Annotated in this window: 23 protein-coding genes; 10 read left to right on the top strand and 13 right to left on the bottom strand. The window is 71.1% G+C overall.

Annotated elements, in window-relative coordinates:
• Window position 1: 1 nt before the first annotated feature.
• From H4W80_RS30480 to H4W80_RS30465, 4 genes are read right to left on the bottom strand one after another with little or no spacing between them, the layout of a single operon-like run.
• On the bottom strand, window positions 2–646 hold the full coding sequence (locus H4W80_RS30480; RefSeq protein ID WP_192788230.1) for a DUF2291 family protein: 645 nt from the start codon (window positions 644–646) through the stop codon (window positions 2–4).
• A complete protein-coding gene (locus H4W80_RS30475) occupies window positions 643–2103 on the bottom strand; it encodes an FGGY-family carbohydrate kinase (protein ID WP_192788229.1) in 1461 nt (486 codons plus the stop codon). Before H4W80_RS30475 ends, H4W80_RS30480 begins: the two co-directional genes overlap by 4 nt.
• A complete protein-coding gene (locus tag H4W80_RS30470; protein WP_192788228.1) occupies window positions 2096–3049 on the bottom strand; it encodes a transketolase family protein in 954 nt (317 codons plus the stop codon). Before H4W80_RS30470 ends, H4W80_RS30475 begins: the two co-directional genes overlap by 8 nt.
• A complete protein-coding gene (locus H4W80_RS30465; protein ID WP_192788227.1) occupies window positions 3046–3933 on the bottom strand; it encodes a transketolase in 888 nt (295 codons plus the stop codon). The genes H4W80_RS30470 and H4W80_RS30465 overlap by 4 nt, the downstream gene beginning before the upstream one ends.
• A gap of 328 nt (window positions 3934–4261) precedes the next feature.
• Here H4W80_RS30465 and H4W80_RS30460 point away from each other — a divergent pair, with 328 nt between their 5' ends.
• The 5 genes from H4W80_RS30460 (at window position 4262) to H4W80_RS30440 (ending at window position 9828) form a co-directional block, all read left to right on the top strand.
• The gene (locus tag H4W80_RS30460) at window positions 4262–5416 is read left to right on the top strand and encodes an ABC transporter substrate-binding protein (protein WP_192788226.1); all 1155 of its coding nucleotides are present in this window, start codon (window positions 4262–4264) and stop codon (window positions 5414–5416) included.
• 72 nt (window positions 5417–5488) lie between these two features.
• Window positions 5489–6430 (top strand): carbohydrate ABC transporter permease, encoded by a 942-nt coding sequence (locus tag H4W80_RS30455; RefSeq protein ID WP_318787629.1) that lies wholly within the window; start codon window positions 5489–5491, stop codon window positions 6428–6430.
• Window positions 6427–7266: a carbohydrate ABC transporter permease gene (locus H4W80_RS30450; RefSeq protein WP_192788225.1), complete on the top strand. Its 840-nt coding sequence runs from the start codon at window positions 6427–6429 to the stop codon at window positions 7264–7266. Before H4W80_RS30455 ends, H4W80_RS30450 begins: the two co-directional genes overlap by 4 nt.
• 13 nt (window positions 7267–7279) lie before the next feature.
• On the top strand, window positions 7280–8272 hold the full coding sequence (locus H4W80_RS30445) for a sugar phosphate isomerase/epimerase family protein (protein ID WP_192788224.1): 993 nt from the start codon (window positions 7280–7282) through the stop codon (window positions 8270–8272).
• Window positions 8272–9828: a glycoside hydrolase family 140 protein gene (locus H4W80_RS30440; RefSeq protein WP_192788223.1), complete on the top strand. Its 1557-nt coding sequence runs from the start codon at window positions 8272–8274 to the stop codon at window positions 9826–9828. Before H4W80_RS30445 ends, H4W80_RS30440 begins: the two co-directional genes overlap by 1 nt.
• A gap of 18 nt (window positions 9829–9846) precedes the next feature.
• Here H4W80_RS30440 and H4W80_RS30435 read toward each other — a convergent pair whose 3' ends face one another.
• From H4W80_RS30435 to H4W80_RS30415, 6 genes are all read right to left on the bottom strand, one after another.
• Window positions 9847–11100: a serine hydrolase domain-containing protein gene (locus H4W80_RS30435; protein WP_192788222.1), complete on the bottom strand. Its 1254-nt coding sequence runs from the start codon at window positions 11098–11100 to the stop codon at window positions 9847–9849.
• Between the two features lie 103 nt (window positions 11101–11203).
• A complete protein-coding gene (locus tag H4W80_RS62905; protein ID WP_264086013.1) occupies window positions 11204–11329 on the bottom strand; it encodes a hypothetical protein in 126 nt (41 codons plus the stop codon).
• Between the two features lie 100 nt (window positions 11330–11429).
• Window positions 11430–15725, bottom strand: a complete 4296-nt coding sequence (locus H4W80_RS30430) for a cation-translocating P-type ATPase (RefSeq protein ID WP_192788221.1) — start codon at window positions 15723–15725, stop codon at window positions 11430–11432.
• Window positions 15726–15751: 26 nt separating this feature from the next.
• Window positions 15752–16525 carry a hypothetical protein gene (locus H4W80_RS30425; protein WP_192788220.1) on the bottom strand — a complete coding sequence of 258 codons (774 nt, stop codon included), beginning with the start codon at window positions 16523–16525 and terminating at the stop codon, window positions 15752–15754.
• Between the two features lie 8 nt (window positions 16526–16533).
• Window positions 16534–16881 carry a hypothetical protein gene (locus tag H4W80_RS61245; protein WP_225963745.1) on the bottom strand — a complete coding sequence of 116 codons (348 nt, stop codon included), beginning with the start codon at window positions 16879–16881 and terminating at the stop codon, window positions 16534–16536.
• A 114-nt stretch (window positions 16882–16995) separates the two neighbouring features.
• Window positions 16996–17463: a PPOX class F420-dependent oxidoreductase gene (locus tag H4W80_RS30415; RefSeq protein WP_192788219.1), complete on the bottom strand. Its 468-nt coding sequence runs from the start codon at window positions 17461–17463 to the stop codon at window positions 16996–16998.
• Between the two features lie 143 nt (window positions 17464–17606).
• Here H4W80_RS30415 and asnB point away from each other — a divergent pair, with 143 nt between their 5' ends.
• On the top strand, window positions 17607–19451 hold the full coding sequence (gene asnB, locus H4W80_RS30410) for an asparagine synthase (glutamine-hydrolyzing) (protein ID WP_192788218.1): 1845 nt from the start codon (window positions 17607–17609) through the stop codon (window positions 19449–19451).
• A 109-nt stretch (window positions 19452–19560) separates the two neighbouring features.
• On the opposite strand, the gene H4W80_RS30405 is transcribed toward asnB, so the two are convergent.
• Window positions 19561–20469, bottom strand: coding sequence for a hypothetical protein (locus H4W80_RS30405; protein WP_192788217.1), 909 nt, complete (start codon window positions 20467–20469; stop codon window positions 19561–19563).
• A gap of 197 nt (window positions 20470–20666) precedes the next feature.
• Between H4W80_RS30405 and H4W80_RS30400 the strand changes: the two genes are divergently transcribed.
• From H4W80_RS30400 to cydB, 4 genes are read left to right on the top strand one after another with little or no spacing between them, the layout of a single operon-like run.
• Window positions 20667–21371, top strand: coding sequence for a ThuA domain-containing protein (locus H4W80_RS30400; RefSeq protein ID WP_192788216.1), 705 nt, complete (start codon window positions 20667–20669; stop codon window positions 21369–21371).
• On the top strand, window positions 21356–22441 hold the full coding sequence (locus tag H4W80_RS30395; RefSeq protein ID WP_192788215.1) for a Gfo/Idh/MocA family protein: 1086 nt from the start codon (window positions 21356–21358) through the stop codon (window positions 22439–22441). The genes H4W80_RS30400 and H4W80_RS30395 overlap by 16 nt, the downstream gene beginning before the upstream one ends.
• Before the next feature lie 35 nt (window positions 22442–22476).
• Window positions 22477–23847, top strand: coding sequence for a cytochrome ubiquinol oxidase subunit I (locus H4W80_RS30390; protein ID WP_192788214.1), 1371 nt, complete (start codon window positions 22477–22479; stop codon window positions 23845–23847).
• Window positions 23848–23862: 15 nt separating this feature from the next.
• Window positions 23863–24846 (top strand): cytochrome d ubiquinol oxidase subunit II, encoded by a 984-nt coding sequence (gene cydB, locus H4W80_RS30385; protein ID WP_192788213.1) that lies wholly within the window; start codon window positions 23863–23865, stop codon window positions 24844–24846.
• 23 nt (window positions 24847–24869) lie between these two features.
• Here the strand turns inward: cydB and H4W80_RS30380 are convergent, their stop codons facing one another.
• Both H4W80_RS30380 and H4W80_RS30375 read right to left on the bottom strand, forming a co-directional pair.
• A complete protein-coding gene (locus tag H4W80_RS30380) occupies window positions 24870–26057 on the bottom strand; it encodes an FAD-dependent monooxygenase (protein WP_192788212.1) in 1188 nt (395 codons plus the stop codon).
• Window positions 26058–26145: 88 nt separating this feature from the next.
• Window positions 26146–26652: a GNAT family N-acetyltransferase gene (locus H4W80_RS30375; RefSeq protein ID WP_192788211.1), complete on the bottom strand. Its 507-nt coding sequence runs from the start codon at window positions 26650–26652 to the stop codon at window positions 26146–26148.
• Window positions 26653–26712: the final 60 nt, after the last annotated feature.

Below are 26712 nucleotides of genomic sequence, written 5' to 3'. Positions count from 1 at the left end.
CTCATGAGATCGCCACCGGCGTGATCGTCACGGTCTGGGGCGTCAGCAGGGTGAACGCCCCGGTGACGGAGATCTGCTTGCCGTCCAGCGCCGCCGCGTCCAGCCCCTTGAGCAGCTTGTCGCGCAGCTGGTTGTTCAGGGCGGTGGCGGCGTCGGCGTACTCCACCTGGTTGGTGAACTGGCCGAACGTGATGAATCCCACCGCGTCGCGCAGCGCGGTGCCGTTGATGGCGGGGCCGATCTGCACGGAGACGCGGGTGCCTTCCGGCAGGCCCTTGACGGTGACGGGCAGCAGCCCGGACCTGGCCGCGCCGGCCTCGCCCGTCACCTTGACGGCGAAGGTGTAGGGGCCGGTGCCCTGGCGCTTGCCGTACTTCTGGCTCGCGGCCTCCTTGTCGGCGGCCAGGGCGTCGAGCAGGACGGGCAGGTCCACGGCGGCGCTCTTGACGGCCGGGACGATCTTGGCCTCGTAGTTCTGGGCCCCGAACGCGGCCGGGTCGAACTTCTTCGGCGCCGCCGCGGCCGCGGTCTCGGCCGTCCGGTACTCGGTGCTGACGGCCATGAGCACCACCAGCACGGCGACGGCCGCGGCGGTGATCCAGCGGATCGGGACGCGCCGACGGGGGGTCGGCGCCGTTGCGGTCATGTGATGCTCCCTTCACCGGAGGGGCGGGACCTGCGCACCGCCTCGTGCCAGGCGGCTCTCCTGGCCGCGCGATCCGTCTCGTCCAGGGCGGGCTCGAAGCGGTCGGCAGGCCGCGGGCGGCGTTCCAGCTCGCCGAGCGTCCACAGCTTGGCCGCGAGCCCGGCGGCGTCGGCCACGCCGAGGCATGACAGGTCGTGCTCGCCGGAGCGGGCGACGGCCCGGCCGCTGACGTCGGCCTGGAGCTGCATCAAGCGGGCGCTGCGGGTGAGCCCACCGTCGGCCATGAGCACGCTCACCTGGCCGACGGCCTGATCGGCGGCGGCCACCACGTCCTCGACCTGGAAGGCGACCGCCTCCAGGGCGGCGGCGACGAGCTGGGCCCGGCGGGTGGCGAGCGTCAGCCCGATGATGACGGGGCTGGCGTCCGGATCCCACCAAGGGGCGCCGAGGCCACCGAAGGCGGGCACGAAGTGGACGTTGCCCGGGTCGGCGGCTTCGGCCAGCAGCACGTCGGCGGGCACGTCGAACAGCTCCGCCAGCCAGCTGACGGCGCGACCGGTCGCGCGGATGTTGCCCTCGACGGCGTGAACGGGACCGTCCCCGAGGTCCCAGGCGATGCTGCGGCACAGGCCGGGCGCGTCCGGAGGGCCGCCGATGGCCATCACGGAGGAGCCGGTGCCGTAGGTGGCCTTCACCACGCCGGGCCGCCAGCCGGCGTGGGCGAACATCGCGGCGTGCGAGTCGCCCATGACCGCCAGCACCGGCACCCCGTCGGGCAGCGGCGCGAGGTCGCGGACGGTGGGGAAGGGGCCGCAGGAGGCGACCACCCGGGGCAGGACCTCGGCGGGCACTCCGAACAGCTCCAGGAGCCGCGGGTCCCAGTCCCCGGTCCCGACGTCGAGGAGCTGGGTGCGGGAGGCGTTGCCGACCTCGATGAGATGCTCCCCGCCCAGGCGGCTGAGCAGCCAGGAGTCGACGGTGCCCAGGCACAGCTCGCCCGCGCGGCTGCGCCCGCGGTCCGGGTCGTGGGCATCCAGCAGCCAGCGGGCCTTGAGCGCGGAGAACATGGGGTCCAGGGGCATCCCGCTGACCGAGCGCACCAGCTCGGCGGAGCCGGCCAGCTCGTGGCAGTGGTCGGCGGTGCGCTGGTCCTGCCAGCTCAGCAGCGGCCCGACCGGCTCGCCGGTGCGGCGCTCCCACAGCACCAGCGACTCGCGCTGGTTGCTGAACCCCACCCCGGCGACCCGGGCGGCCTGCTCGGGGGCGACACACTCGGCGACCGCCCGCCGCACGCTCTGCCACAGCTCGCCGGCGGACTGCTCGACCCAGCCGGGGCGGGGCTGGCTCTCGGCGACCGGTACGACGGCGCGGGAGACGACGCGGCCGCCCTCGTCCACGAGCAGCGCCTTGGTGGAGCTGGTGCCCTGGTCGATGGCCAGGATGAGCGGGCTAGCCATGGCGCAGCAGGTCCTTGACGGCGCTGACGATGCCGTCGGCGGACAGGCCGAAGTGGTCGAGCAGGAAGGCGGTGTCGCCGGTGGGGGCGAACACGCGGGGCACGCCGAGGATGCGCATGGGGACGGGGTGGCGGGTGACGACGGTGGCGGCGACGGCCGCGCCGAGCCCGCCGCTGACGGTGGCCTCCTCGGCCGTGACGATGCCGCGGGTCTCCCGCGCGGCGGCCACGATGGCCTCCTCGTCCAGCGGGTCGAGGAAGGGCATGTTGAGGACCCGCAGGTGGACGCCCTCCTCGCGGAGCAGGGCGGCCGCCTGCAGCGCTCGGGAGGTCAGCGAGCCGATGGCGATCACCGTGGCGTCGTCGCCGTCGGCGAGCAGCACCGCCCTGCGCGGCTCGAAGGGCGCGCCCTCGGGCGTGACCACGGGCACCTTGAACCGCGGGATGCGCACGTAGCTGGGCCTGCCGGAGGCCGCCGCCCACCGGACGGCGGCGCGGGTCTGGACGGAGTCGGCCGGGACGATCACGTCGAGCCCGGCGACCGCGCGCATCCAGGACAGGTCCTCGATCGAGTGGTGGGTGGGGCCGAGCTCGCCGTAGGCCATGCCCGGGCTCTGCCCGCAGAGCACGACGTGCGCCTCGCTGTAGGCGACGTCGGCCTTGATCTGCTCCAGGGCGCGGCCGGTGAGGAACGGCGCCGCCGCGCAGACGAAGGGGATCTTGCCGGCGTTGGCCAGCCCCGCGCCGACTCCGACGAGGTCCTGCTCGGCGATGCCGACGTTGATCAGCCGGTCGGGGAAACGCTCACGGAAGCCGACGAGGTTGCTGGAGCCCACGGAGTCGTTGCAGACGGCCACGATCCGCTCGTCCTCGGCGGCCAGGGCCAGGAGCTCCGCGGCGAAGTCCTGCCGGCAGTCGAAGGCGGTCTGCTGGTCGGTCACGGTCATCGGGCCAGCTCCGCGAGGGCCGCTTCGACCTGGTCGGGGCTCGGCACCTTGTGGTGCCACTCCACGCGGTCCTCCATGAACGACACTCCCTTCCCCTTGATCGTGTGGGCGATGACGGCGACCGGCCTGCCGGTCGACGAGCCGCTCATCGCCTCCAGGAGGGCGAGGTGGTCGTGGCCGTCGACCTCGCGTACCTCCCAGCCGAAGCTGCGCCACTTGTCGTCCAGCGCCCCCAGGGCGTTGGTGTCCTCGGTCCTGGCGCCCTGCTGCAGCCGGTTGCGGTCGATGACGGCGGTCAGCGAGGACAGGCCGTGGTGGGCGGCCGCCATGGCCGCCTCCCAGTTGCTGCCTTCCTGCAGCTCCCCGTCGCCGAGCACGACGAACGTGCGCCAGTCCGCGCCGTCGAGCTGGGCGGCCAGCGCGCACCCGGTGGCCACGGGCAGGCCGTGCCCGAGCGCGCCGGTGTTGGTCTCGATGCCGGGGACCTTGATGCGGTTGGGGTGACCGTTGAGCGCCGACAGCGGGGCCATGAAGGTGTCCAGCTCGGCCTCGGGGAAGAAGCCGCAGTGGGCGAGGGTCGAGTACAGGGCGGCGGCGCAGTGTCCCTTGCTCAGCACGAAACGGTCGCGCCCGCTCCACCTCGGACGTTCCGGATCGACGGACAACACGCCGTAGAAGCAGGTGACCAGGATGTCGGTGACCGACAGGTCACCTCCGACGTGCCCCAGCTGGGCACGGTCGATCATGCGGATGATGCTCCGGCGCACCTCCGTGGCCAGCTGGTCCAGCTCCGCGGCCGCGGTGTGCCGGTCGGCCCGGCGAATCCGCTCGGCCGCCTGGCGATAGACGGCCGAACGCGTCGGATCGGCAGCGAGCAACGACATCACCGGGCCACGCCTTGAATATCTATTCCAATATGACTAGGCATATTTTGAAGCTACGGCCGCTATCGCGTTCATGTCAATGAGGTGCGGAAGCTTGCGGCTCGCCTGGTTCTTGACGGTTGTATGTCGCCGACGTTACATTCCGCTCGAATAGACAGGCGGTATTGAATAGCTATTCAATCGCCTCCAGCCCTCTGGAGAGGCAATGAACATCGCAAGCAAAGCGGCAGCTCTGGCAGCGTCTGCGCTGCTCCTGACCGCCTGCAGCGGCCGAGTCCAAGACAACACCAGCGCGACCAGCGGGGGGCAGGTCAAGCTGAGCTGGTGGATGGTCACTCAGAACGCGGACACGGCGACCGCCGCGTTCAAGTCGATTATCGGCGACTTCGAGAAGCAGAACCCGAACATCAAGGTAGATCTTCAGTACCGCGCGGTAGATGCGCACAAGGACGCGCTGCGCACCACGGCCGGCAGTAGTTCCGGCCCGGACATCTACTACAACTGGGCCGGGCCGGGTCTCGGCGGCGAGCTCGTCAAGTCGGGCGTGAGCCTCGACCTGGGCAAGTACTACGAGCAGTACAAGTGGGCCGACCGGTTCAACCCGTCGACGCTGGCGGCGTACAAGCAGTACGGCGGTTACCACGGCGTGCCCTGGACGCAGCGCACCGAGGTCGTCTACTACCACAAGGACCAGTTCGCCAAGGCGGGCATCAGCGCGCCGCCCACCACGTACCAGGAGTGGGCCACGGCGGCGCAGAAGCTCAAGGACGCCGGGCTAACGCCGATCACCATGGGCGGCAAGGACAACTGGCACGTCATGCGCCTGCTGGACACGTTCATCGAGACCAACTGCGGTGCCGAGCTGGGCGACAAGCTCAACACCCGCGCGACGAGCTGGGCCGGGCAGCCGTGCGTGGACAAGTCCTTCGAGCAGCTCAAGCAGTGGTCGGACAACTACTTCAACAAGGGCTTCGCCGGCCTGCCGGTGGCCGAGGCGGGCGCGATGTTCCACTCGGGCAAGTCGGCCATGCAGCTCGAGGGCGACTGGTTCACCCAGCAGAACATCGACGCTGGCGACGACCAGAACAACGTGGGCGTCTTCCCGATGCCCACCGGCACCGACCGGCTCTACGGCTTCTCCGAGGGCATGTACATCAGCAAGACGAGCAAGCACCCGGACGAGGCCGCCAAGTTCCTGGACTTCTTCACCTCCGCCGCCGTGGAGGGCAAGTACCTGGGCGTCTTCTCCTCGGTCCCGGTGAACAAGGACACCAAGGGCGCCAACCCGCTCGCGCCGATCAACACCCAGATCGCCGAGCTGACCGGCAAGGCCAAGGGGTTCTTCCTCAACAACGACCAGAACTTCCCCACCGACGTGACGACCGAGTACTGGCGCATCCAGAACGGGGTCACCAGCGGCTCGATCGCCCCCAAGGAGGCGGGCGCGCTGCTGCAGAAGTTCATCGACACCCATAAGGACTGACCAGCCGTGATCGGCCGGGGGGATCGCCCTCCGGCCGGTCCGATCAACCGAGGAGGAGCGGCCTTGGCCACCGTGTCCACCGCCCCGACCACGTCACGACCCACCCACCCCTCGCACCGCCCCCGCACGCCACGCCGCGGCCTGCCCATTCTGGGCGCGCTGCCGTTCCTGGCGCCCGCGCTGGCGCTCTACGGGATCTTCCTGCTGTTCCCCATCGTCTCGGCGATCTACCTCAGCTTCGTGCGGTGGAACGGCTTCCCCACCGTGCCGCAGATCTGGGCGGGACTGGCGAACTACCAGGACATCTTCACCAACGACACGGTCTTCCACACCGCCCTGCGCAACAGCGTCCTCTGGGTCGTGCTCTCGCTCGTCGTGCCCACGGTGCTCGCCCTGCTGCTCGCCCTGGCGCTCAACCACCGGCTCCTCGGCCGCAACCTGCTGCGCTCGGCGTTCTACATCCCGGCCGTGCTGGCCTCGATCGCCGTGGCGACCATGTGGACCTGGATCTACAACCCGAACTCCGGCCTGGTCAACAGCACGTTGACGTCCCTCGGCCTGTCGTCGTGGATCCAGGACTGGCTCGGCGACCCGCAGATCGCCCTCTACTCCGTCTTCGTCGCCTTCGTCTGGCAGACGACGGGCTTCTCCATGGTGCTGTTCCTGGCCGGGCTGCAGACGGTGCCGGCCGACCTGGTCGAGGCGGCCAAGCTCGACGGCGCCTCCGCCTGGCAGACGTTCCGGAACGTCACCCTCCCGGCGCTGCGGCCGACCTTCACCGTCGTCCTGGTGCTCACCGTGATCAGCTCGCTCAAGGTGTTCGACCTCATCGTCGGCATGACCAACGGCGGCCCGGCCCAGTCGAGCCAGGTGCTGGCCCTGTGGTCCTACAGCCAGTCGTTCATCAACCACAACTTCGGAGGGGGCAACGCGCTGGCCGTCGTGCTCCTCGTGATCACCCTGGCGCTCGTCCTGCCGTACCTGATGTGGACCTTGAAGGAGGACGAGCGATGAACGCTGTCCGCCGTGCCAACTACCCGCTCATCGGGCTGTGGATCGCGCTGGTCGTCTGCGCGCTCATCTGGCTCGCGCCGTTCGCCTTCATGGTGCTGACCTCGCTGAAGTCCACGGCGGACATCGGCCGCTCCTCCATCTGGGCGCTGCCGGAGGTGTGGCGGTGGGACAACTACACCGCCGCCGCCGAGCGGGGCGAGCTGTGGACCGTGGCCGGGAACAGCGCCTACATCGCGCTCATCAAGGTGCCGCTCGGCCTGATGATCTCGGCCGCGGCGGCGTTCGCGATCGCGCGGCTGCGCTTCAAGCGGCAGCGGATCCTGCTCATCGTGATCACCCTGGGCGCGATGGTGCCGGTGCAGGTCGCCATCGCCCCGATGTTCACCACGCTGTCGAGCATGGGGCTGCTGAACTCCACGAACGGGATCATCCTGCCCTACCTGGCCTTCGGCATCCCGTCCCAGGTGTTCTTCCTGTACGGGTTCTTCCGCTCCCTGCCGCGCGAGCTCGACGAGGCCGCCCGCATCGACGGCTCGGGGAACTGGCGCCTGTTCGTACGGGTGATCCTGCCGCTGGCCAAGCCCGCGCTGGCCGCGCTGTTCATCCTGGACTTCGTCGCCACCTGGAACGAGTACGGGATGGCCCTGGTGCTGCTGCAGGACCAGGACGTGCGTACGGTGCCGCTGGCGCTGCAGGCCTTCCAGTCGCAGTTCGCCTCGAACTACGGGCAGCTCAACGCCTTCATCATCATGTCCATCCTCCCGGTCCTCATCGTCTATCTGATGTTCCAGCGCTTCTTCACACAAGGCGCCCTCGCCGGCGCGATCAAGGGATAGGAGACCATTCCGTATGGCAGCAGAACCACTGTTCGGCGCCGGCCTCTGGCACTTCGGGCAGTTCCGCGACCGCTACGCCACGGACGGCTACGGCCCGCCCGTCTCCACGCTGGAGGCGATCGACCGCGCGGGCCAGGTCGGCAGCCTGTCCGTGGTCGACATCAACTACCCCTTCAACCCCGCCGACCTCGACGTGGACGAGCTGGAAGACCGGCTGAAGGCCAACGGGCTGCGGGCCATCGCGCTGACGCCGGAGATCTACACCAGGAAGTTCTCCCGCGGCGGCTTCACCAACCCCGACCCCGCCGTCCGGCGCGACGCCATCGAGCTGGTCAGCGAGTCCGCCGACCTGGCCCGCCGCCTCGGCTGCGACTACGTCAAGCTCTGGCCCGGCCAGGACGGCTGGGACTACCCCTTCCAGGCCGACTACAAGGCGCTGTGGCAGATGTCCATCGACGCCGTCCGCGAGCTGGCCCAGCGCCACCCCGACCTGCGCTTCGCCATCGAGTACAAGCCGCGCGAGCCGCGTAACCGCATGACCTTCTCCTCGGCCGCCCGCACCCTGCTGGCCATCGAGAAGATGGACGTGCCCAACGTCGGCATCCTGCTCGACTTCGGCCACTCTCTGTACGGCCTCGAGTCCCCGGCCGACGCGGCCCAGCTCATCCTCGAACACGACCGGCTCTACGCCATCGACGTCAACGACAACTTCCGCGGCTGGGACGACGACATGGTGGTCGGCTCCATCCACCTCGTCGAGACCTTCGAGTTCTTCCACACCTTGCGCCAGGCCGGCTGGCAGGGCGTCTGGCAGCTCGACCAGTTCCCCTTCCGCGAGGACTCGGTGGAGGCCGCCCGCGCCGGCATCGAGGTCATGCGGACGATCTGGCGGGCCCTGCAGGTCCTCGACGTGGACGCCCTCGCCGAGGCACAGGCCCGCCAGGACGCCCTGGCCGCGCAGCGCATCGCCAGGAAGGCGCTGCTCAGCGCCCAGGTGGACGGCTGATGGGCGACGTGACACGCGTCGGGGGAGCCTGGCGCGAGGTGGAGATCACGCTCACCGCCTCGGCCGACCTCCCCGACGCCTACACCGCCGTCGAGGTGTGGGCCGACTTCACCCACGACACCGGGCTGAGCCTGCGCAGGCCGGCGTTCTACGACGGCGGCCGCACGTGGCGGATCCGGTTCAGCTCGCCGCTGGCGCACGGCCGCTGGCACTGGACCACCGACGCGTCCCTCGACGACCGCGGGCTTCGCGGGGCGTCCGGGATCATCGAGGTGGACGCCGCCGAACCGGCCACTCACCGCTTCCGGCGGCACGGTTTCTGGACCATGTCGCCGGGCGGGCGCAGCCTCGTCCACGCCGACGGCACCCCGGCGATCATGGTCGCGGACACCGCCTGGGGCCTGCCCTGGCGGGCCACCGAGGAGCAGGTGCGCACGTACGCGGTCGACCGGCAGGCCAAGGGCTTCAACGCGGTGCTGCTGATGTCGGTCCAGCCCGACATGCGCGCCGTCGGCCCGCGCGACCGCTCCGCCGACGAGGGCTTCGACGTCGCCTTCGAGGACCTGCCCACCGGCCACGTCAACGCGCTCAACCCCGCCTACTTCCAGTATCTGGACCGGCTCCTGGACATCCTGGTGGAGCACGAGATCGTGCCCGTGCTCCAGCCGGTCTTCCAGGGGTTCGGCTGGAAGGGGCTGGACGTGGCCGGCACGGTCGTACCTCCCGAGGAGTACGCCCGCTACTGCCGCTACCTGGTGGCCCGCTACGGCGCCCGCCCCGCGATCTACCTGGTCGGCGCCGACGGCTCCGGCCGCGAGCCGCAGATCGCGGCCGGCGGCGCCGAGGTCCACGCCTGGGACTGCTACGCCCAGCCCACCGGCATCCACTACCGCCCGCACGCCGACAACCGGGCCTGCCAGGACGCCGACTGGCTGGACTTCCAGTGGTGCCAGACCGGCCACGGCGGCGAGCACGTCCCCGAGCGGGTCGCGCTCATGCGGCGCGACACGCCCGTCAAGGCCGTCGCCAACGGCGAGCCCACCTACGAGCAGACCCGCGGCGCCACCAACGCCGCCGGCTGGTGGCAGGGCCACGAGGCGTGGAGCAACCTGTGCGCGGGCGGGGCCATGGGCGTGGTCTACGGCGCCGCGAACATCTGGCAGTGGAAGCTGCACGCCGACGAACCCGGGCACGCTCCCTACTTCCTGGCCCCGTCGGGCGGCTGGCGCGAGTCCCTCGACTTCGAGGGCTCCACGTACGTCGGGCTGCTCGGCAAGATCCTGGACGGCCTGCCCACGACCGACATGGAGCCGGACTGGGAGACGTTCATCAGCCCGCGCGCCCTGCGCGTGCCGGGCCGGCTGCACGTGGTCTACCAGGAGAACGGCGGCGCGCTGCGCCCGACGCGCGAGGACGGGCTGCCGACCGCCTACCGCGTCGTGGACCCGCGCACCGGCGACGTCGTCGCGCGCGGCCGGCGCCGCCCCGGCGAGGCCGTCGAGGACGAGCGCCAGGTGGCCCGCGTGGTCATCTTCTGCGACGAACAGGACGGGTGACCCGGGCCTGCCAGGCGGTCAGGCGATCGCCTGGTAGGCGGTGGTCCAGAAGTCCTTGTGGAGGCGGGGCGTGTGGACGGAGTCCATCGCGCTCTGGGTCAGCAGGATGCCGACCAGGTCCTCGGCCGGGTCGGCGTACCCGGTGGTGCCCAGGCCGCCGTCCCAGCCGAACTGGCCGGGAGAGGCCAGGTCGCGGCGGTGGGTGCGGACCGCCATGCCGAAGCCGTAGCCGCCGTGCCGGCCGAAGTGGTCGCCGAACGCGTCCTTCTCGACCTTCTGCCCCGGCGTCAGGTGGTCCGTCGTCATCAGCTCGACCGAGGCCCGCGACAGGATGCGCGCGCCGCCGAAGGCGCCCTTGTTCAGGAGCATGCGGAAGAAGGCGTGGTAGTCGTCGACGGTCGAGACCAGCCCGTCGCCGGCGGCCTGGAAGAGCGGCGGGCGGCTGTACTTCCCGCCGGCGGCCTCGTCCCAGACGACCAGCTCGCCGTTATCGGGGTTGTGCGCGTAGCCGGTGGGCAGCCGGTGGATCCGGTCGGCGGGCACGTGGAAGCCGGTGTCCTTCATGCCGAGCGGCCCGAACAGCCGCTCGCGCAGGAACTCCTCCAGCGGCTGTCCGGCCACCCTGGCGACGAGCACGCCGAGCACGTCGGAGCCGACGTGGTACTGCCACAGCTCGCCCGGCTGGTGCATCAGCGGCAGCGTGCCGAGCCTGCGGATCCACTCGTCCGGCCCGAAGTCCGGCGAGGTGGTGTCCAGGCCGAGCTCGCGGATCGCGGTCTGGATCGGGTACGTGTCCGGCGCGGCCAGCACCACCCCGAACCCGAAGGTGAACGTCAGCAGGTCGCGCACGGTGATCGGCCGCGCCGCGGGGACAGTGTCGTCCAGCGGGGCGTCGATGCTCCTGAGCACCTGCCGGTCCGCCAGCTCGGGCAGCCACTCGTCGACCGGCTCGTCCAGCCGTAGCCGGCACTCCTCGACCAGGATCATCACCGCGGCGGCCGTGACCGGCTTGCTCAGCGACGCCATGCGGAAGAGCGTGTCACGCCGCATCGGCTCGGCGCCGCCCGCGTGCAGGGTCCCGAGGGCCTCCACATGCGTCTCGCCGCCCCGTCCGACCAGCGCGACCAGCCCGGGTACGCTCCCACGCTCGACATGTCCGGCCAGAACCTGACGCATCCGATCCAGCCCCGCCCGTGACAGGCCGGCCCGCTCGTGCACTTCCCACCGGCCGTCGGTGTCCCAGGCGCCCTTCAGATCCCAACTGGTGGACATCGCCATCTCCCCGCGCTGCGTACGGCGTTCCCTCTGTGCGAACACTGTACTCAGAGGGAACGGTGTACGCAACGGGAACGCCGATAGGCCCGCGCGGGGGCGGTCAGGCGACCCTGAGGCCCGCCGGGCTGAAGATCGACGCGGCGAGGCTCTGGACGAACCGGGCGAGCAGTGCCTCGAGGAGCATCATCGCGGCCTTTGCTAGCAGGGAGGCCAGAAATTCAGACAACTCTCTACCTCTTCATCGAAACTACGCTTCAAGTCATATTTGGGTAGAAAGATGTATATACGGTGAGGATCCGGATGTCTATAGGGTGAACACCAGGTGACTATCCCTCACCGTTCGACTGCTCGATCATGGTCGCCAGCCAGGTCGTGGCCCCGGCGCACCCGAGCGCGATCGCCCACGCCAGCGGCCCTACGGGCTGGCAGCCGAAGAGCTGGCTGAGGCCGGGCACGGAGACGATCACGCCCAGCGCCGCCAGGGACGACACCGAGGCGAGCACCACCGTGCGATCCCCGCCGCCCAGCGCCAGGGTCTGCAGCAACTGCGCCCCCACCAGGCCGATGAGCCCCACCGTATCGGCCCGGCCCCGGGTGCCGGTCATCCGAGCCAGCACCCAGGCCGCGCCCGCCGCCACGGCCGTGGTGACGGCGCGCAGGTAGATGTCCCTGGTCAGCGCCGCGCCCAGCGACGCCTCCGGGCCCTCGGCCAGCAGCTTCTCCGGGCTCGCGGCGCTCGGCGGCCTGATGGCCACCGCCATCGCGGGCAGCATGTCGGTGAGCAGGTTGACCAGCAGCAGCTGGCGGGCGTTGAGCGCGCTGCGCCCGGTGAGCAGGCTGGAGCCGAGGGTGAAGGCGATCTCCCCGACATTGCCGCCGAGCAGGATGCCCAGCGCGTCGCGCACCGAGGTCCACATGGCCCGGCCCTCGACGATCGCGTCGATGATGGTCTCGATGCGGTCGTCCACCACGACGATGTCCGCGGCGGCCCTGGTGGCCGGTGCGGCGCGCGACCCGAGGGCGACGCCGACGTCGGCGAGCCGGATCGCGGGCACGTCGTTGGCGCCGTCGCCGGTCACGGCCACGACCTTGCCGGCCTTGCGCCAGCAGGTGACGATCCGGGCCTTGTGCTCGGGCGTGACCCGGGCGAACACCGCCACCTTCGGCAGCGCCTCGGCCAGCGCGTCGTCGTCCAGCTGCTCCAGCTCCGGGCCGGTCATGACGCGCAGGCCGTTCAGCGCGCCGATCTCCGCGGCGATGGCCTCCGCCGTGCTGGGGTGGTCGCCGGTGAGCATGGCGACCCGTACGCCGGCCCGCGCCAGGTCCTCCACGCTGCTCTTCGCCGTCGGGCGCACCGGGTCCGCCAGCCCCAGGAACCCCAGGAAGCACAGGCTCTCGATGCGCGACTCGTCGAGGTCGGCGCGGCTGGAGGCGGGCCGCTCGGCGACGGCCAGCACGCGGTAGCCCCGCAGGGCGAGCCGGTCCACCTCTTCTTCGAGCTGCCGCCTCATCCGGTCGTCCAGCGGCACGCGCTCCCCGTCGACGGCGATGGTCGTGGAGCTGGTGAGCACGATCTCGGGAGCGCCCTTGACGCTCAGCAGCTGTCCCGCCTCCGACCGGCCGAGTACGGCGTGGTAGCCGCGGGCCGGCTCGAAGGGCAGCTCGTCCACGCGGTGCCACGTACGCAGCCCGTACCTCGGGGTGACGCCGAGCTTGCCGGCGCCCTCCACGATCGCGCGGTCCGTGGGGTGCGGGATGGCCCGCCCGCCCTCGAACCTGGGCCCCGCGCGCAGCGCCGCGCCCACGATGGCCCGCAGCCGCGGCGTGGCCTCCTCCACCGACTGCTCGACCCTGCCGTCCGACACGCGCCGCAGGCTGATGTGGCCTTCGGTGAGCGTTCCGGTCTTGTCGAAGCAGAGCACGTCCACGCGGCCCAGCGCCTCGATCGTGGACGGGTTGCGCACCAGCGTGTTGTGGGCCGACAGCCGCTTGGCCGAGGCCAGCTCGGCCGCGGTGGCGACGAACGGCAGCCCCTCGGGGACCGCCGCCACCATCATGCTCACCGCCGGGGCGAGCGCCTGCGACAGCGGCGAGCCGCGTACCAGCTCGACGGCCATCAGGAGCAGGCCGGAACCGAGAGCCGCCGGGAGGATCCGGCGGCTCAGCGTGCGCAGGCGCAGCTCGACCCCGCTCGGTGGCGGGCCCTCCTGGCTGAGCCTGGCCGTCCTGCCCGCCTCGGTGGCCGCTCCGGTGGCCACGACCACGGCGAACCCGTGGCCCGCCGCGACGGTCGTGCCCTCGTAGACCATCGAGGTGCGGTCCGCGACGGCGGGCGCCGCGGTCGGCGTGTCCGTCTTGGTGACGAGCTGCGACTCGCCGGTGAGGGTGGACTCGTCGATCTCCAGCCCGGCCGCCTGGATCAGCCGCCCGTCGGCCGGTACGGCGTCGCCGGCGCGCAGCTCGATCACGTCCCCGGGCACCAGGTCGTCGGCGAAGCCCGCCACGGAGCCCGTGGGACGGCGGATCCGTACCCGGATGGCGGTGGTCTCGGTGAGGCGGTGCAGCGCCCGCGCGACGTTGCGCCGCTGAGCGCCGCCGAGCACGGCGTCCACCACCATCACGCCGCAGATGAGCACGGCGTCCAGCGCGGAGCCGAGCCCGGCCGACACGCCCGCGCCCGCGGCCAGGACCGGGCTCAGCGGGTTGGCCAGCTCGTGCAGGCTCGCGCTGAGCAGGGATTCGGGGCCGGCCGCCGCGGGCTGCGCCGGGCCCGTCCTGCGGCGCGCGGCCTCCGCCTCGCTCAGCCCGTCGGGCGAGGTGTCGAGCCTGGCCAGGACGTCGCGGGCCGCCATGGCGTGCCAGGGCGTGTGGTCGGCGAGGACCGGCGCGGGCCGGCTCCCGGCGCTGCGCCCCATCCACTCGCCGACCGTGAGAGCGGCCAGCGCGGTGCAGTCGCGGGCCAGGGCGGCGCGTCCGACGGCGACCGTGGCCGGGCCGAGGAAGGCCAGGCCGGTGCTGGCGACCGAGCCGGCCGCCGCCACGAGCACCCCGCGGACGCTGGCCTTCCTGGCCGCCGGCAGGCACTGCAGCAGCAGGTGCGCGCCTTCGAGCCCGCCCATCACGTCGGCGTCCCAGGGGACCCGCCGCGCCCCTTCGAGCACCCCGATGCCCAGGTCGGCCTGGCGCAGCCCGCTGCGCCCGCGCTGCGAGACCACGGCCACGGCGTGGCCCTCCGACTGCAGCGCCCGTACCGACGCGCCCAGCCGCGGCCCGTTCTGGACCACGCGGTCCACGCGCAGCCGATGGGCGAGGGCGGGCTCCCCGCCGGCCAGGACCACCTCGCAGGTGCCCCGCGCCGCCGCGACCAGCTCCTCGGCGAGCGGATGCAGCTCGGGGACCAGGCGGACCACGGCGATCGGGGTCCCGTCGCGCTTGACCATGACGGCCGTGCCGTCCTGCGCCTCATGGGGCTCGACGCTCCACCCGTCGCGCTCGCGCCGGGCCGAAGGGTCGGCGAGGTCGATCAGCGCGTAGAGCCGGGTGTAGAGCTCGTCCCTGTCCACGTCGGGGTCGAGCGAGGTCACGTCGTCGATCGCCCATGCGCCCGTGGTGAGCAGGGCGGCGTCGAGGACCACGGTGTCGATGCGATCCATGCGGACGAGGACGTTCCGGTTGAGCACGATCATTTCGCGCCCGGCGAGGCCGCGCGCGACGGCGCTGGCGAAGGCCTCCCTGCCGAGGTTCGCGGCCTTGGGGATGCCGGCGATCAGCACGGACAGCCCCCGCTCGCGGTCGCTGCTGAGCAGCGTGGTCAGGCCGAGCCCGGCCAGCGACACCGCGCTGGCGGCGTCGGCGTAGCGCTCCACAGGCCCGCGGGGGAGCCGGCCAGGGCGCGGCGGCGTGGCGGCCCTGGTGTGGCGGTACGCCCCGGTCACGGCCGCGAACTGCTCCTCGCGCCGTTCCCACGCCTTGAGCCCGGCACGCGAGTCGATGTACCGGCCGGCCGCGGCGACCGAGTCGATCACCAGGGACATGGGCCGCATGGCCAGCGTGTGGGAGACGACCCGGGTCGCCGCGATCAGCGCGTCCGCGCCGGGCTTGCCGATGCGCTCCTCCAGCTCCCTGCGTACCAGCGGGGTGTGCTCGGCCAGCGTGAGGAGACCGGGCACGGCCGTGGACAGGCGCGGGACGCCGGCCAGCCGGCCGGCCAGGGCGAGCCCGGTGCCGGCCAGGTGCAGGCCGAGGCTGACCACGGAGCGGTCCTGCTGCTCCACGCCGTCCTGGGCGAGGGCGGGGGCGTCGTCCCCGGCCTCGGCTTCGGCCTCGTCGAACTCCTCCACGACGGCCACGAGCTTGTCCATGTCGTCCGTCGTGACGTCGCAGGCCACGAAGACGCAGCCGAGCGCCCCGTTCACCTCGGCGCGCGGCACCCCCACCGCTCTGAGGCGGTCTTCCAGTTCGCGGGCGCTCCGCTGGGTGCGCGGGCCGCCGATGTTGCGCAACTCGATACGAGCTCCGCCCGGACACGGCTGAACCCGGCGGGAGCGCGGGAGGACGCTCCGCACCGGCTCCGGGAACATGTTCAGCAACGTGCCGGCGTTGAGCAGGCCGAACAACGCCATGTGGTCTCCCGTCTACGGCGTCGTGGTCACCCGCTCGGCGCGGTGCTCTTTCGCCTGCTTGTCGAGCTCGAAGTCGAGGTGGTCTTCCTGGTGGTGGCGCCGGAGGTGGCGGCCGGCTTGCGCGCGGTGCTCCTCGTGGTGCTTCTCGTGGTGCTCTTGCCGGTCGTGCCGCCGGTCGACGGCTTGGCGGCGGTGCGCCGGGTGGTGCCGCCGGTCGTTCCGGTGGCGCCCTCGGTCGTGCCGCCGGCGGCGCCGGTCGTGGCGGCCCTGCGCCTGCCGGTGGTCGTGCCGGTCGTGGTGCCGGCCGCGCCGCGCCGGGTGGCGGTCGTGGCCCGCTTGGTCGTCCCGGTCGTGGTCCGCCTGCTCGGGGTCGTGGTCTCCCGGGCCTCGGGCTCCCTGGCCGGCGTGGTGGCCGCGCGCGGCCTCCCGAACGAGGTCCGCGGCAGTCCCCGCCGCGCCAGCATCGTCCCGGCGCCGATGGCGGCCGCGACGGGCCATTCGAGCACTCCGACGGCGGCGAGCGCGCCGAGCGCTCCGTAATAGGCCATGCGTTCGGGCGGAGGGAGGAACGTCCGGGCGACGTCGACGTAGTGGCCGAGCTCCTGCTTGCTGACATGCGGCATCGGGATGTTGGGCATCTGGATGCGTGGCATCTCGATGTTCGGCATTTCTATGTGCGGCATCCGCATTTCGGGCTGCCGGACCTGGATGCCGAGCATCGGCAGGTCCAGACTGAACCGCTTGCTGCCATTCCCATCGGGTCCGGCGGTCGTGCGCCCTCGCGGCTGGGTGACGGCCATGATCCCTCCTAGCAGGACGCTAATTCCTTATATGTCCCTATCCACGGCGCGGGCCCTCTATTCCGGACGAGAGAGATTTGGGGATTTTTGCCGTCTTTTATTCGTTCCTTTAGTAAAGCCCAGGTCAGGAGGAGGGCGATCGTGTGCCGGCGAATCCCTCGACGACGCGGCGGCACGTCCGAAGTGGGCCGGACGACGGCCTCGCGGAACGCCTCGCGCGCCGCGGCGGCGGTGGCGAGCTGCAGCTTCTCCTTCGTCCCGAAGAGCGTCGCGACCCCGCTCTTGCTGAGCCCGAGGTCGGTGGCCGGCCGGCCGATGCTGAGCCCGTTGAGCCCCTCCAGCGACGCGACGTCCACGGCGTGGCGCGTGATCGCCTGCCTGGCCCGCGGGCCGCGGAGGAGGCGCTGGTCGGGGACCGGGCCGGCGCGGCGGCCCATGTGGCGCCCCGGCGACCAAGGCCGGGGCGGGTGTCACTCCGAGATCAGGCGGGCGGGGAAGCCGCCGGTCGCGATGGGGCCCCAGCGGTCGATGTGGATGCGGATCAGCGACTTGTCCTGGCGCCGCATGGCGTCCCGGTACTCGTCCCAGTCGGGGTGCTCGCCGGCGATGCACCGGTAGTACTCGACCAGGGCTTCGAGGGCGTCGGGCATGTCCAGCACCTCCGCGTGCCCGTCGACCTGGACGTACGGGCCGTTCCAGTCGTCGGACAACACGCAGATGGACACCCTCTCGTCGCGGCGGGCGTTGCGGGCCTTGACCCGGTCGGGATAGGTGGAGACCACGATCCGGCCGTCCTCGTCGACCCCGCAGCTGACGGGTGAGAGCTGCGGCCGGCCGTCCTTGCGGGTGGTCGAGAGCAGGCCGTGGTGCCGAGGGCGGAGGAACTCGAGCAGCTCGGGCAGGTCGACGTGGCGGGCGGTGGCGATGTTCGGAGCCATCTCATGTGCCTTTCGGTCATACGAAAACGCTTCGATCCTTTCATCCGGAGTGGCGCCTGCCGGGCCGCGGGCGCGCCCCGGCGTGATAACCCCCCTGGCCAGGGCATCAGGGGGACGTCGGAGAAATCGGGAGGAGCCGGGCAATGTGCGGCATCTGCGGCTGGGTTGACTTCGAGCGGGACCTGCTGGACGAGAGGGCCGCCGCGCAGGCCATGACGGACACGATGGCCTGCCGCGGCCCCGACGACCAGGGGCTCTGGATGGCGCCGCACGCCGCCATCGGTCACCGGAGGCTGGCCATCATCGACCTCCCCGGCGGCCGGCAGCCGATGGTCGCCGCCGACGACGGGCGGGACCCGGCCGTCCTGACGTACAGCGGCGAGGTGTACAACTACCGCGAGCTGCGCGCGGAGCTGGCCGCCCGCGGGCACCGCTTCCGCACCCAGAGCGACACCGAGGTCGTCCTGCGCGCCTACCTCGAGTGGGGCGAGGACCTGGCCGCCCGCCTGAACGGCATGTACGCCTTCGCCGTCTGGGACGCCGAGCGCGATGAGCTGCTGCTGGTCCGCGACCGCATGGGGATCAAGCCGCTGTACTACTACCCGACCTCCCATGGCGTGCTGTTCGGCTCGGAGCCCAAGGCGATCCTCGCCAACCCGCTCGCCCACCGGGTGCTCGACGCCGACGGGCTCCGCGAGCTGGTCGCGTACGTCAAGACGCCGGAGCACGGCATCTTCAAGGGCATGTACGAGGTGCGCCCCGGCCAGCTCATCCGGGTGAACCGCGACGGGTGCAGCAAGCGCCGCTACTGGCAGCTGGAGTCCCACGAGCACCGGGACAACGTGGACTCCACGGTCAAGACGGTGCGCGACCTGCTGGAGGACATCGTCCACCGCCAGCTCATCAGCGACGTGCCGCTGTGCGCGCTGCTGTCGGGCGGCCTCGATTCCAGCACCATCACCGCGCTCGCCGCCAGGGGCCTGGCGGAGCAGGGCCTGGGGAGGGTCCGCTCGTTCGCCGTGGACTTCGCCGGCTACACCGAGAACTTCAAGCCCGATCCGACCCGTTCGACGCCCGACGCGCCGTACGTCCACGAGGTGGCCGGGCACATCGACGCCGAGCACACCGACATCGTGCTCGACTCGCGGGAGCTGATGAACCCGGCCGTGCGGGCCGCCGTGCTGCGCGCCCGCGACCTGCCGATCGGCATCGGCGACATGGACAGCTCGCTCTACCTGCTGTTCGAGGCGATCAGGGGGCACTCCACGGTGGCGCTGTCCGGGGAGTCGGCCGACGAGGTGTTCGGCGGCTACCGGTGGTTCCACGACCCGGCGGCGGTGGGGGCCGACACCTTCCCGTGGTTCATCGGCGGCCTCACCGACCGGCTGGGGGTGGAGCAGCTGTTCAAGGAGGAGCTGGAGCGCAAGCTCGACGTCTCCGGCTACCAGGACGCGAGCTACCGCCAGGCCATGGCCGAGGTGCCCGAGCTGCCCGGCGAGGAGGGGCACGAGCGGCGCATGCGCCAGATCAGCTATCTGCACCTGACCCGGTTCGTACAGATCCTGCTCGACCGCAAGGACCGGATGAGCATGGCCGTCGGGCTGGAGGTCCGGGTGCCGTTCTGCGACCACCGGCTGGTGGAGTACGTCTTCAACGCCCCCTGGGCGATGAAGACCTTCGACGGGCGGGAGAAGAGCCTGCTGCGCGCGGCCGCCGCCGGCCTGCTGCCGGAGTCGGTGCTCCAGCGGGTCAAGAGCCCCTACCCGTCCACGCAGGACCCCGCCTACGAGCAGGCCCTGCGCGAGGAGGCCCGCGCCCTGGTCGAGCGCGACACGCCCTGCGCCCAGCTGCTCGACCTGGACAAGGCGCGTGCGCTCATCGACCGCCCCGTGGGCGAGTCCAGCTTCCTCGCCGCCCGCGCCTCGCTGGAGCGGCTGCTGCAGCTCGACGCGTGGCTCAGGGAGTACCGGGTTCACCTCGCCCTCTGACCGCCGGCCGGACGAGAGACCGGTCAGCCTGCGGGAGGAGAGGTGGCACGCCGTTCGACGCCCGAGTGAGAGGGGAGCCGCTCGGGACGAAGACGGCGCTACCGGCCGATCAGGAGGTCGGCGTGGGCGTCGGGGTCGGGGTCTCCGAGACTGACGACGACGGATCGGGCGTCGGGGTCTCGGTGGGCGTTTCCGTCGGTGTCTCTGTCGGGGTCTCTGTCGGGGTGTCGGTCGGTGTCGTGGTCGGTGTCGTGGTCGGCGTCGGGCACGCGGTCGGGGTCTGCCACGCAGGCGGGCCCTGCCACTGCCATGCCTGCTTCCAGCCCTTGTACGACCAGATCCGCTTGACGGGCCGCGACAGGTCGTAGACGGTGGCGGCCGTGGCCGTCTGGGCCGTCTGGTCGGCACCGGGGGCGGTCGTAGCCGTCTGGTCGGCACCGGTCGCGGTCACCGACACCCAGTCGTCCTGCTTGACCGCGCTGTTGCCGCGGCGTCCGGCGATGGTGTGCGTGTTGTCGTCGATCGCGTACGTGCGCTCGAAGCCGTCCTGGCTGCGCACGGTGATCGAGTCCTCCGCGACGGCGGTCGCCTGCCCGGTCTGGGCGAACAGGGTCACGGTGCCGCAGCCGTCCTTCGTCGCCACCTTGAACTCGCCGTGCATGGTCCCGACGAACCCCCACGGGTTGATCGGCGCTATGTCAGGAGGCGCCGTCGTGGGCGTGTCCGTGGGCGTGTCCGTGGGCGTGTCCGTGGGCGTGTCCGTGGGTGTGTCGGTCGGCGGGTCGGTCGGTGTTCCGGTCGGTGTCGTGGTCGGTGTCTCGGTGGGCGTCTCGCTGATCGTCGGCGTGGGGGTCGGCGAGCCCGTCGGCGTCGTTCCCGACGCCGCCGAGGCGGCTCCGACCCCGCCCGTCGTCGCCAGCGCGACGGCGGCGGCGACGATCAGCGATCGTGGGACGCGCCTGCGCGGCCCGTCCGGTTGGGATGACAGTTCCTCGTGTGGTTGGTCAGTTGGTGGCACCTTGTCCTCCACATCGGGTTTGTCCGATTAGAACCCCGACGGACTAAGCCACGTGTAAGCCGGCGCCGGGGGATCCGCCCGGACAGCGCTGCCCTGATCCGTAGCCTTCATGCATCAGATGCTGGACACCTCTTCAGATAGTTAGGCATGAAATGCGACTATCAGAGTCGTTTGTCCCTTAAGTGATAGGCGGGAGCATGGCAGACGAACACGGCAGGAAGGCGCTGGTGGTGCGCGGTGGCTGGGAAGGGCACGCCCCGGTCGAGGCCACTGAGCTCTTCGTGCCCTTCCTCGAGAAGCAGGGGTTCGAGGTGCATCGGGCGGAGTCTCCTGCGCCGTACGCGGACTCCGCGTTCATGTCCGGCATCGACCTCATCGTGCAGTGCTACACGATGGGCACGATCGAGAGGGAGGAGCTGATCGGACTGGAGGCCGCCATCCGCGCGGGCACCGGGATGGCCGGCTGGCACGGCGGCATCGCCGACTCCTACCGCAACTCCTCCGACTACCTGCATCTCATCGGCGGGCAGTTCGCCTGCCATCCCGGCAAGGAACCGGCCGAGCGGGAAGGCTCGCAGGCCGACAACTTCGTGCCGTACACCGTCAACATGCTGCCCGAGGCGGCCACGCACCCCATCACCGAGGGCATCGCGGACTTCGACCTCGTCACCGAGCAGTACTGGGTCCTGACCGACGACTACATCGACGTGCTGGCGACGACCACGCAGAAGGTCCGCCCGTGGGACCCCTGGCACCGGGAGGTCACCTCGCCGGCGATCTGGACCCGCCGGTGGGGGAACGGGAAGATCTTCGTCACCACCCCCGGGCACAGCCTCGACGTCCTGCAGCACGACAGCGTGCGCACCATCATCGAAAGGGGAATGTTGTGGGCCAGCCGGTGAACGTCGGCGTCGTGGGGTGCGGGGCGATCTCGGCCCAGTACTTCCAGACCATCGACCGGTTGCCGCAGCTGCGGCTGGTGGCCGTGGCCGATCTCGACCTCGACCGGGCCCGCGAGGCGGTGCGCCCCTACGAGGGGGTCGACGTGCTGGGCGTGGCGGAGCTGATGGCGGACCCGCGCGTGGACGTCGTGCTCAACCTCACCGTTCCCGCCGCCCACGCCGAGGTGGCCTTGCAGGCCATAGCGGCCGGCAAGGACGTCTACTGCGAGAAGCCCCTTGCCGCGACGAGCGCGGACGCCGCCCGCGTGCTCGAGGCGGCCGCCGCCGCTCGCGTGCGCGTGGGGTGCGCGCCCGACACGGTGCTGGGCACGGGTACGCAGACCGCGCGCAACGCGATCGACGACGGCCTGATCGGCAGGCCGATCGCGGCGACCGCGACGATGATGACCCCCGGTCACGAACGCTGGCATCCGAACCCCGACTTCTACTACGTGCCCGGCGGCGGCCCGCTCCTGGACATGGGGCCGTACTACATCAGCAGCCTGGTGACGCTGCTCGGACCGGTGGCGAGCGTCATCGGCGCGGCCAGCCGCACGCGGCCCAAGCGCACCATCGGCTCGGGCCCCCGCCAGGGGGAGGAGATCCCGGTCCTGGTGGACACCCACGTCACCGGAGTGCTGGTGCACGCCTCGGGTGCGCTGTCCACGCTGGTGATGAGCTTCGACGGGGTGGCGACCAAGGCGCCCAACATCGAGGTGCACGGTGAGAAGGGCTCGCTCGTCGTGCCCGACCCGAACCGCTTCGACGGCCAGGTCCTGATCTCCGGTAAGGACGGCTGGCAGGAGCTTCCCGAGTCGGCCGGCTACATCGGGGCCGGGCGCGGGGTGGGGCTGATCGACTTCGCGGCGACCCCGGCGGACAAGGAGCTGCGCGCGGGCGGCTCGCTGGCCTTCCACGTGCTCGACGTCATGGAGTCGCTGCTGGCCGCGGCGGGCTCGGGCACGGCGGTGACCGTCGCGAGCACCTGCGAACGGCCTCGTCCCGTGGCTCTCCATTCGAGCGTGTCGTAACCTGGAGTGCCCGATCGGGCACTTAACGTTGGAACATGGACACCGTGGATCTCGCGCGCTGGCAGTTCGGGATCACCACGGTGTACCACTTCCTGTTCGTGCCGGTCACGATCGGGCTGTCGGTGCTGGTGGCGATCCTCAACACGGCCTGGGTGCGCACCGGCAACCCGGCCTACCTGCGCGCCACCAAGTTCTGGGGCACGCTCTTCCTGATCAACTTCGCCATGGGCGTGGTGACGGGAATCGTGCAGGAGTTCCAGTTCGGGATGAACTGGAGCTCCTACTCCAGGTTCGTCGGTGACGTCTTCGGCGCCCCGCTGGCGCTGGAGGCGCTGCTGGCGTTCTTCCTGGAGTCGACGTTCCTGGCGCTGTGGATGTTCGGCTGGGACCGGCTGCCCAAGCTGGTCCACCTCGCGTGCATCTGGACGGTCGCGATCGGCAGCATGGTGTCCGCCTACTTCATCCTGGCCGCCAACTCGTTCATGCAGTGGCCGGTGGGCGTCACCGTCCACCGGCGGGCGGAGCTGGCCGACTTCGGGGCCGTGCTGACCAACAAGGTCCTGCTGGCCACCTTCCCGCACACCATCCTGGGCTGCTGGCTGGCCGGCGGGGTGATCCTCATGGCCGTCTCCGCCTGGCACCTGGCCAGGAAGCGGGACGCTGACGTCTTCCGCCCGTCCCTGCGGCTCGGCGCGGTCGCGGTGCTGGTGGGGGCCGCCGGCACCCTCATTTCCGGCGACGTCCTCGGCAAGATCATGACGCAGACGCAGCCGATGAAGATGGCCGCCGCCGAGGCGCTCTACGACACCCGGCAGCCGGCGCCGTTCTCCCTGTTCACCATCGGGACGCTCGACGGCACGAGGCCGCTCTTCGCGCTGGAGGTCCCGGGCCTGCTGTCACAGCTGGCCACCGGCTCGTTCGACGGCAAGGTGCAGGGCGTCAACGACGTCCAGAGGGAGTACCAGCGCAGGTTCGGCCCGGGCGACTACCGCCCCTACATCCCGCTCGCCTACTGGTCCTTCCGGCTGATGATCGGCTTCGGCATGCTCGCGGGGCTGGTGGCGCTCGTCCTGCTCTGGCTGACCCGCGGCGGGCGCCTACGCGGCAAGGGCTGGATCTGGCGGGCCGCCGTGTGGTCCGTCGTGCTGCCCTTCCTCGCGCACAGCTTCGGGTGGGTCTTCACCGAGACGGCCAGGCAGCCGTGGATCGTCTTCAGCCGGATGAAGACCGTCCACGGCGTCTCGCCCAGCGTCGGGGTGGGCACCGTGCTCACCTCGCTGATCGTCTTCACCCTCCTGTACGGCGTGCTGGCCGTGGTGGAGGCGGGCCTCATGATCAAGTACGGCCGGATGGCACCGCCGTCCGACGACGTCACCGAGCCAGGCGAGCCGTCGCCCGCCTACTAGGGGAGAGATCGCGGCATGGAGCTGACCGAGGTCTGGTTCGTGGCGATCGCCGTGCTCTGGCTCGGCTATTTCGTCCTGGAGGGGTTCGACTTCGGCGTAGGCATGCTGCTGCCCGTCGTCGCCGGTAACGACGCGGAACGCCGCGCGATGATCGAGACCATCGAACCCGTCTGGGACGGCAACGAGGTGTGGCTGATCACCGCGGGAGCGGCCACGTTCGCCGCCTTTCCCGAGTGGTACGCCTCGCTGTTCAGCGCGTTCTACCTGCCGCTGCTGGTGATCCTGGTGACGCTGATCGTGCGCGGGGTGGCCTTCGAGTTCCGCGGCAAACGCGACTCCCCGACCTGGCGGTGGCGGTGGGACGCGGGCATCGTGGCCGGCTCGTTCGTGCCCGCGCTGCTGTGGGGCGTCGCCTTCGCCAACATCGTGCGGGGCCTGCGGCTCGACTCCCGCCACGAGTACGTGGGCACGGTGGCGGACCTGCTCAACCCGTACGCGCTGTTCGGCGGGCTGACGACGCTGGCGCTGTTCGCCACGCACGGGGCCGTGTTCCTGGCGCTGAAGAGCACCGGGGAGATCAGCCGGCGCGCGGTCGCGGTGGCGGTGCGCACGGGCGTCGTCGCGGCCGTGCTCGTGGTGGTCTTCCTGGCCTGGACGCAGCTCCACGGCGGGAGCCTGGCCACGGCCGTCCTGGCGGCCCTGGCCGTCGTCTCCTTCGTGCTCTCGCTGGTGGCCGTGGGCCGGGGCCGCCAGGGCTGGGCGTTCCTGCTGTCGGCGGTCGCCATCGGACTGACCGTGATCAGCCTGTTCGCGGTCCTCCATCCCGACGTCCTGCCCTCGACGATCGACCCGGCCTACAGCCTGACCGTCGTCAACGCGGCCGCGACCCCGAAGACGCTCGGCCTCATGACCTGGGTCGCGGTGATCTTCCTGCCGCTGGTGCTGCTCTACCAGGGCTGGACGTACTGGGTCTTCCGGCACCGGATCGGCGCCGGCTGACGTGCGCCCGCTCGGCCGGTCGCTCAGCCCGGGGTGCGCGTGACCTTCGAGGCCAGCCAGGACACGAGCCCGGGCAGCGGCTCGACCAGCTGGCTGATCACGTAGAACAGCTTCGGCGGCAGGTGGGGGAGCAGCGCCGAGTGCCGGTGGCCGAGCAGCGTGAACATCTGCCCCGGCGGCAGGTCGATGTAGCGCGGCAGGTTCTCGTACCACTGGGCGCTGCGGCGGGCGCTCTTCTGGGTGCCCAGGATCGCGGCCCTGCGGTCGCGCTCGTAGCGGGCGAGGGCGGCCGGCAGCGTGGTCTCCTCGTGCAGCGCGTTGACCAGGCCGGCGGCGTCCCCGAGCGCGAGGGCGGTGCCCGCGCCGATGGAGTAGTGCGTGGTGTGCGCGGCGTCCCCGAGCAGGACGACGTTGTCGCGGTGCCAGGTGCGGCAGGTCAGGGTGCGGAAGTTCAGCCAGTGCGAGCTGCCGTCGGGGTGCGCCCGGCCGATCAGCGGGTGCCCGTCCAGGATCTCGGAGAAGAGCTTCTCCAGGAGGGCCAGGCTGTCGGCCTCGTTGGCCTCGTGCAGCCCGAGCCCTCGCCAGGTCGCGGGGGAGCACTCGACGACGCAGGTGCTGTGCGTCCTGCTGAATCCGTAGCCGTAGCACCAGATCCAGCCGTGCGGGGTCTCCGCGAAGGCGAAGGTGAAGGCCTTGAAGATCTGGGTGGTGCCGAGCCAGGTGTAGTAGTTGTTCCCGACCGCGAACTCGGGGCCGTAGTGGTCGGCGTGGCGCCCGCGCAGCGTGCTCTTGACGCCGTCGCCGGCGACGATGAGCTCGGCCTCCGGCAGCTCGTGCTCGCCGGTGATCTCGCGCTCGTACTCGAGGCGTACGCCGAGGGCGCGGGCCCGTTCGCTGAGGATGTCGAGCAGCAGGTGCCGGCCGATGCCGTAGCCCTCGTCCCCGTGATCCACCGTCACCGTCGCGCGGTCGCGGATGTGCGCGACCCAGCTGTCCCAGTGGACCGAGTTCGCGCGGATGGCGCTCGCGGAGTCGGGGTCGGCGGCGAGGAGGTAGCCGAGCAGCTCGTCCCAGTAGGTCACGCCCCAGCCGTACGTCGATCCGGCCGGGTTTCGCTCGTAGACGGTGATGTCGTGGGACGGGTCCACCCGCTTCATCAGGATGGAGAAGTACAGATTGGCGGGTCCGCCACCGACGCAGGCGACCTTCACAAGAGCCCCCGTAATTACACAAGGTAACCTATCTGTCGCTAAGCGTAACAGGAGTTCTGTCGGTTACCGGGCAGCGGGGGCGCGCACCTCAGAGGATCAGCTCGTACTCGATCTGCTCGATCGGGTTGCCGTCGCCGAAGTCGTGGCCGCGGACCGCGCCGGACTCGGTGAAGCCGCTCTTGGCGTAGAAGCGGCGGGACTGGGGCGTGTCACGCAGCGTCCACAGGTGGATCCGCCCGAAGCCTCGCGCGCGGATCCCGTCCAGGGACGCGGCCATCAGGACGCCCGCGATGCCGGTGCCCCAGCCGTCCGGGTGGCCGTAGAAACCGAAGATCTCCGCCGACCCGGGGTGCTCCGGTGAGGAGCCGAAGTAGGAGAACGCCAGCGGCCGCCCGTCCAGGGTGGCCAGCAGGATGGTGTCCTTGCCCTCGGCGAGCACGCCGTGCCATTTGCCGCGCCGGTGGCTCACCGCCTCGTCGAAGAACTCCGAAGGAAAGAATCCGGCATAGGCCGCTTTCCACGACTCGGCGTGGATCTCGCCCACCGCGTCCCCGTCGCCGGGTGAAGCCGGGAACACGTTGAATACTCCGCTCATGGAAGAACGGTATCGATGAGCTGGATGAGCCAGGCCAAAGCGACATGATGCCCGGCTATT

The sequence above is a fragment of the Nonomuraea angiospora genome (assembly GCF_014873145.1).
GTDB lineage: Bacteria > Actinomycetota > Actinomycetes > Streptosporangiales > Streptosporangiaceae > Nonomuraea > Nonomuraea angiospora.
This window is presented reverse-complemented; position numbering and strand designations above follow the sequence as displayed.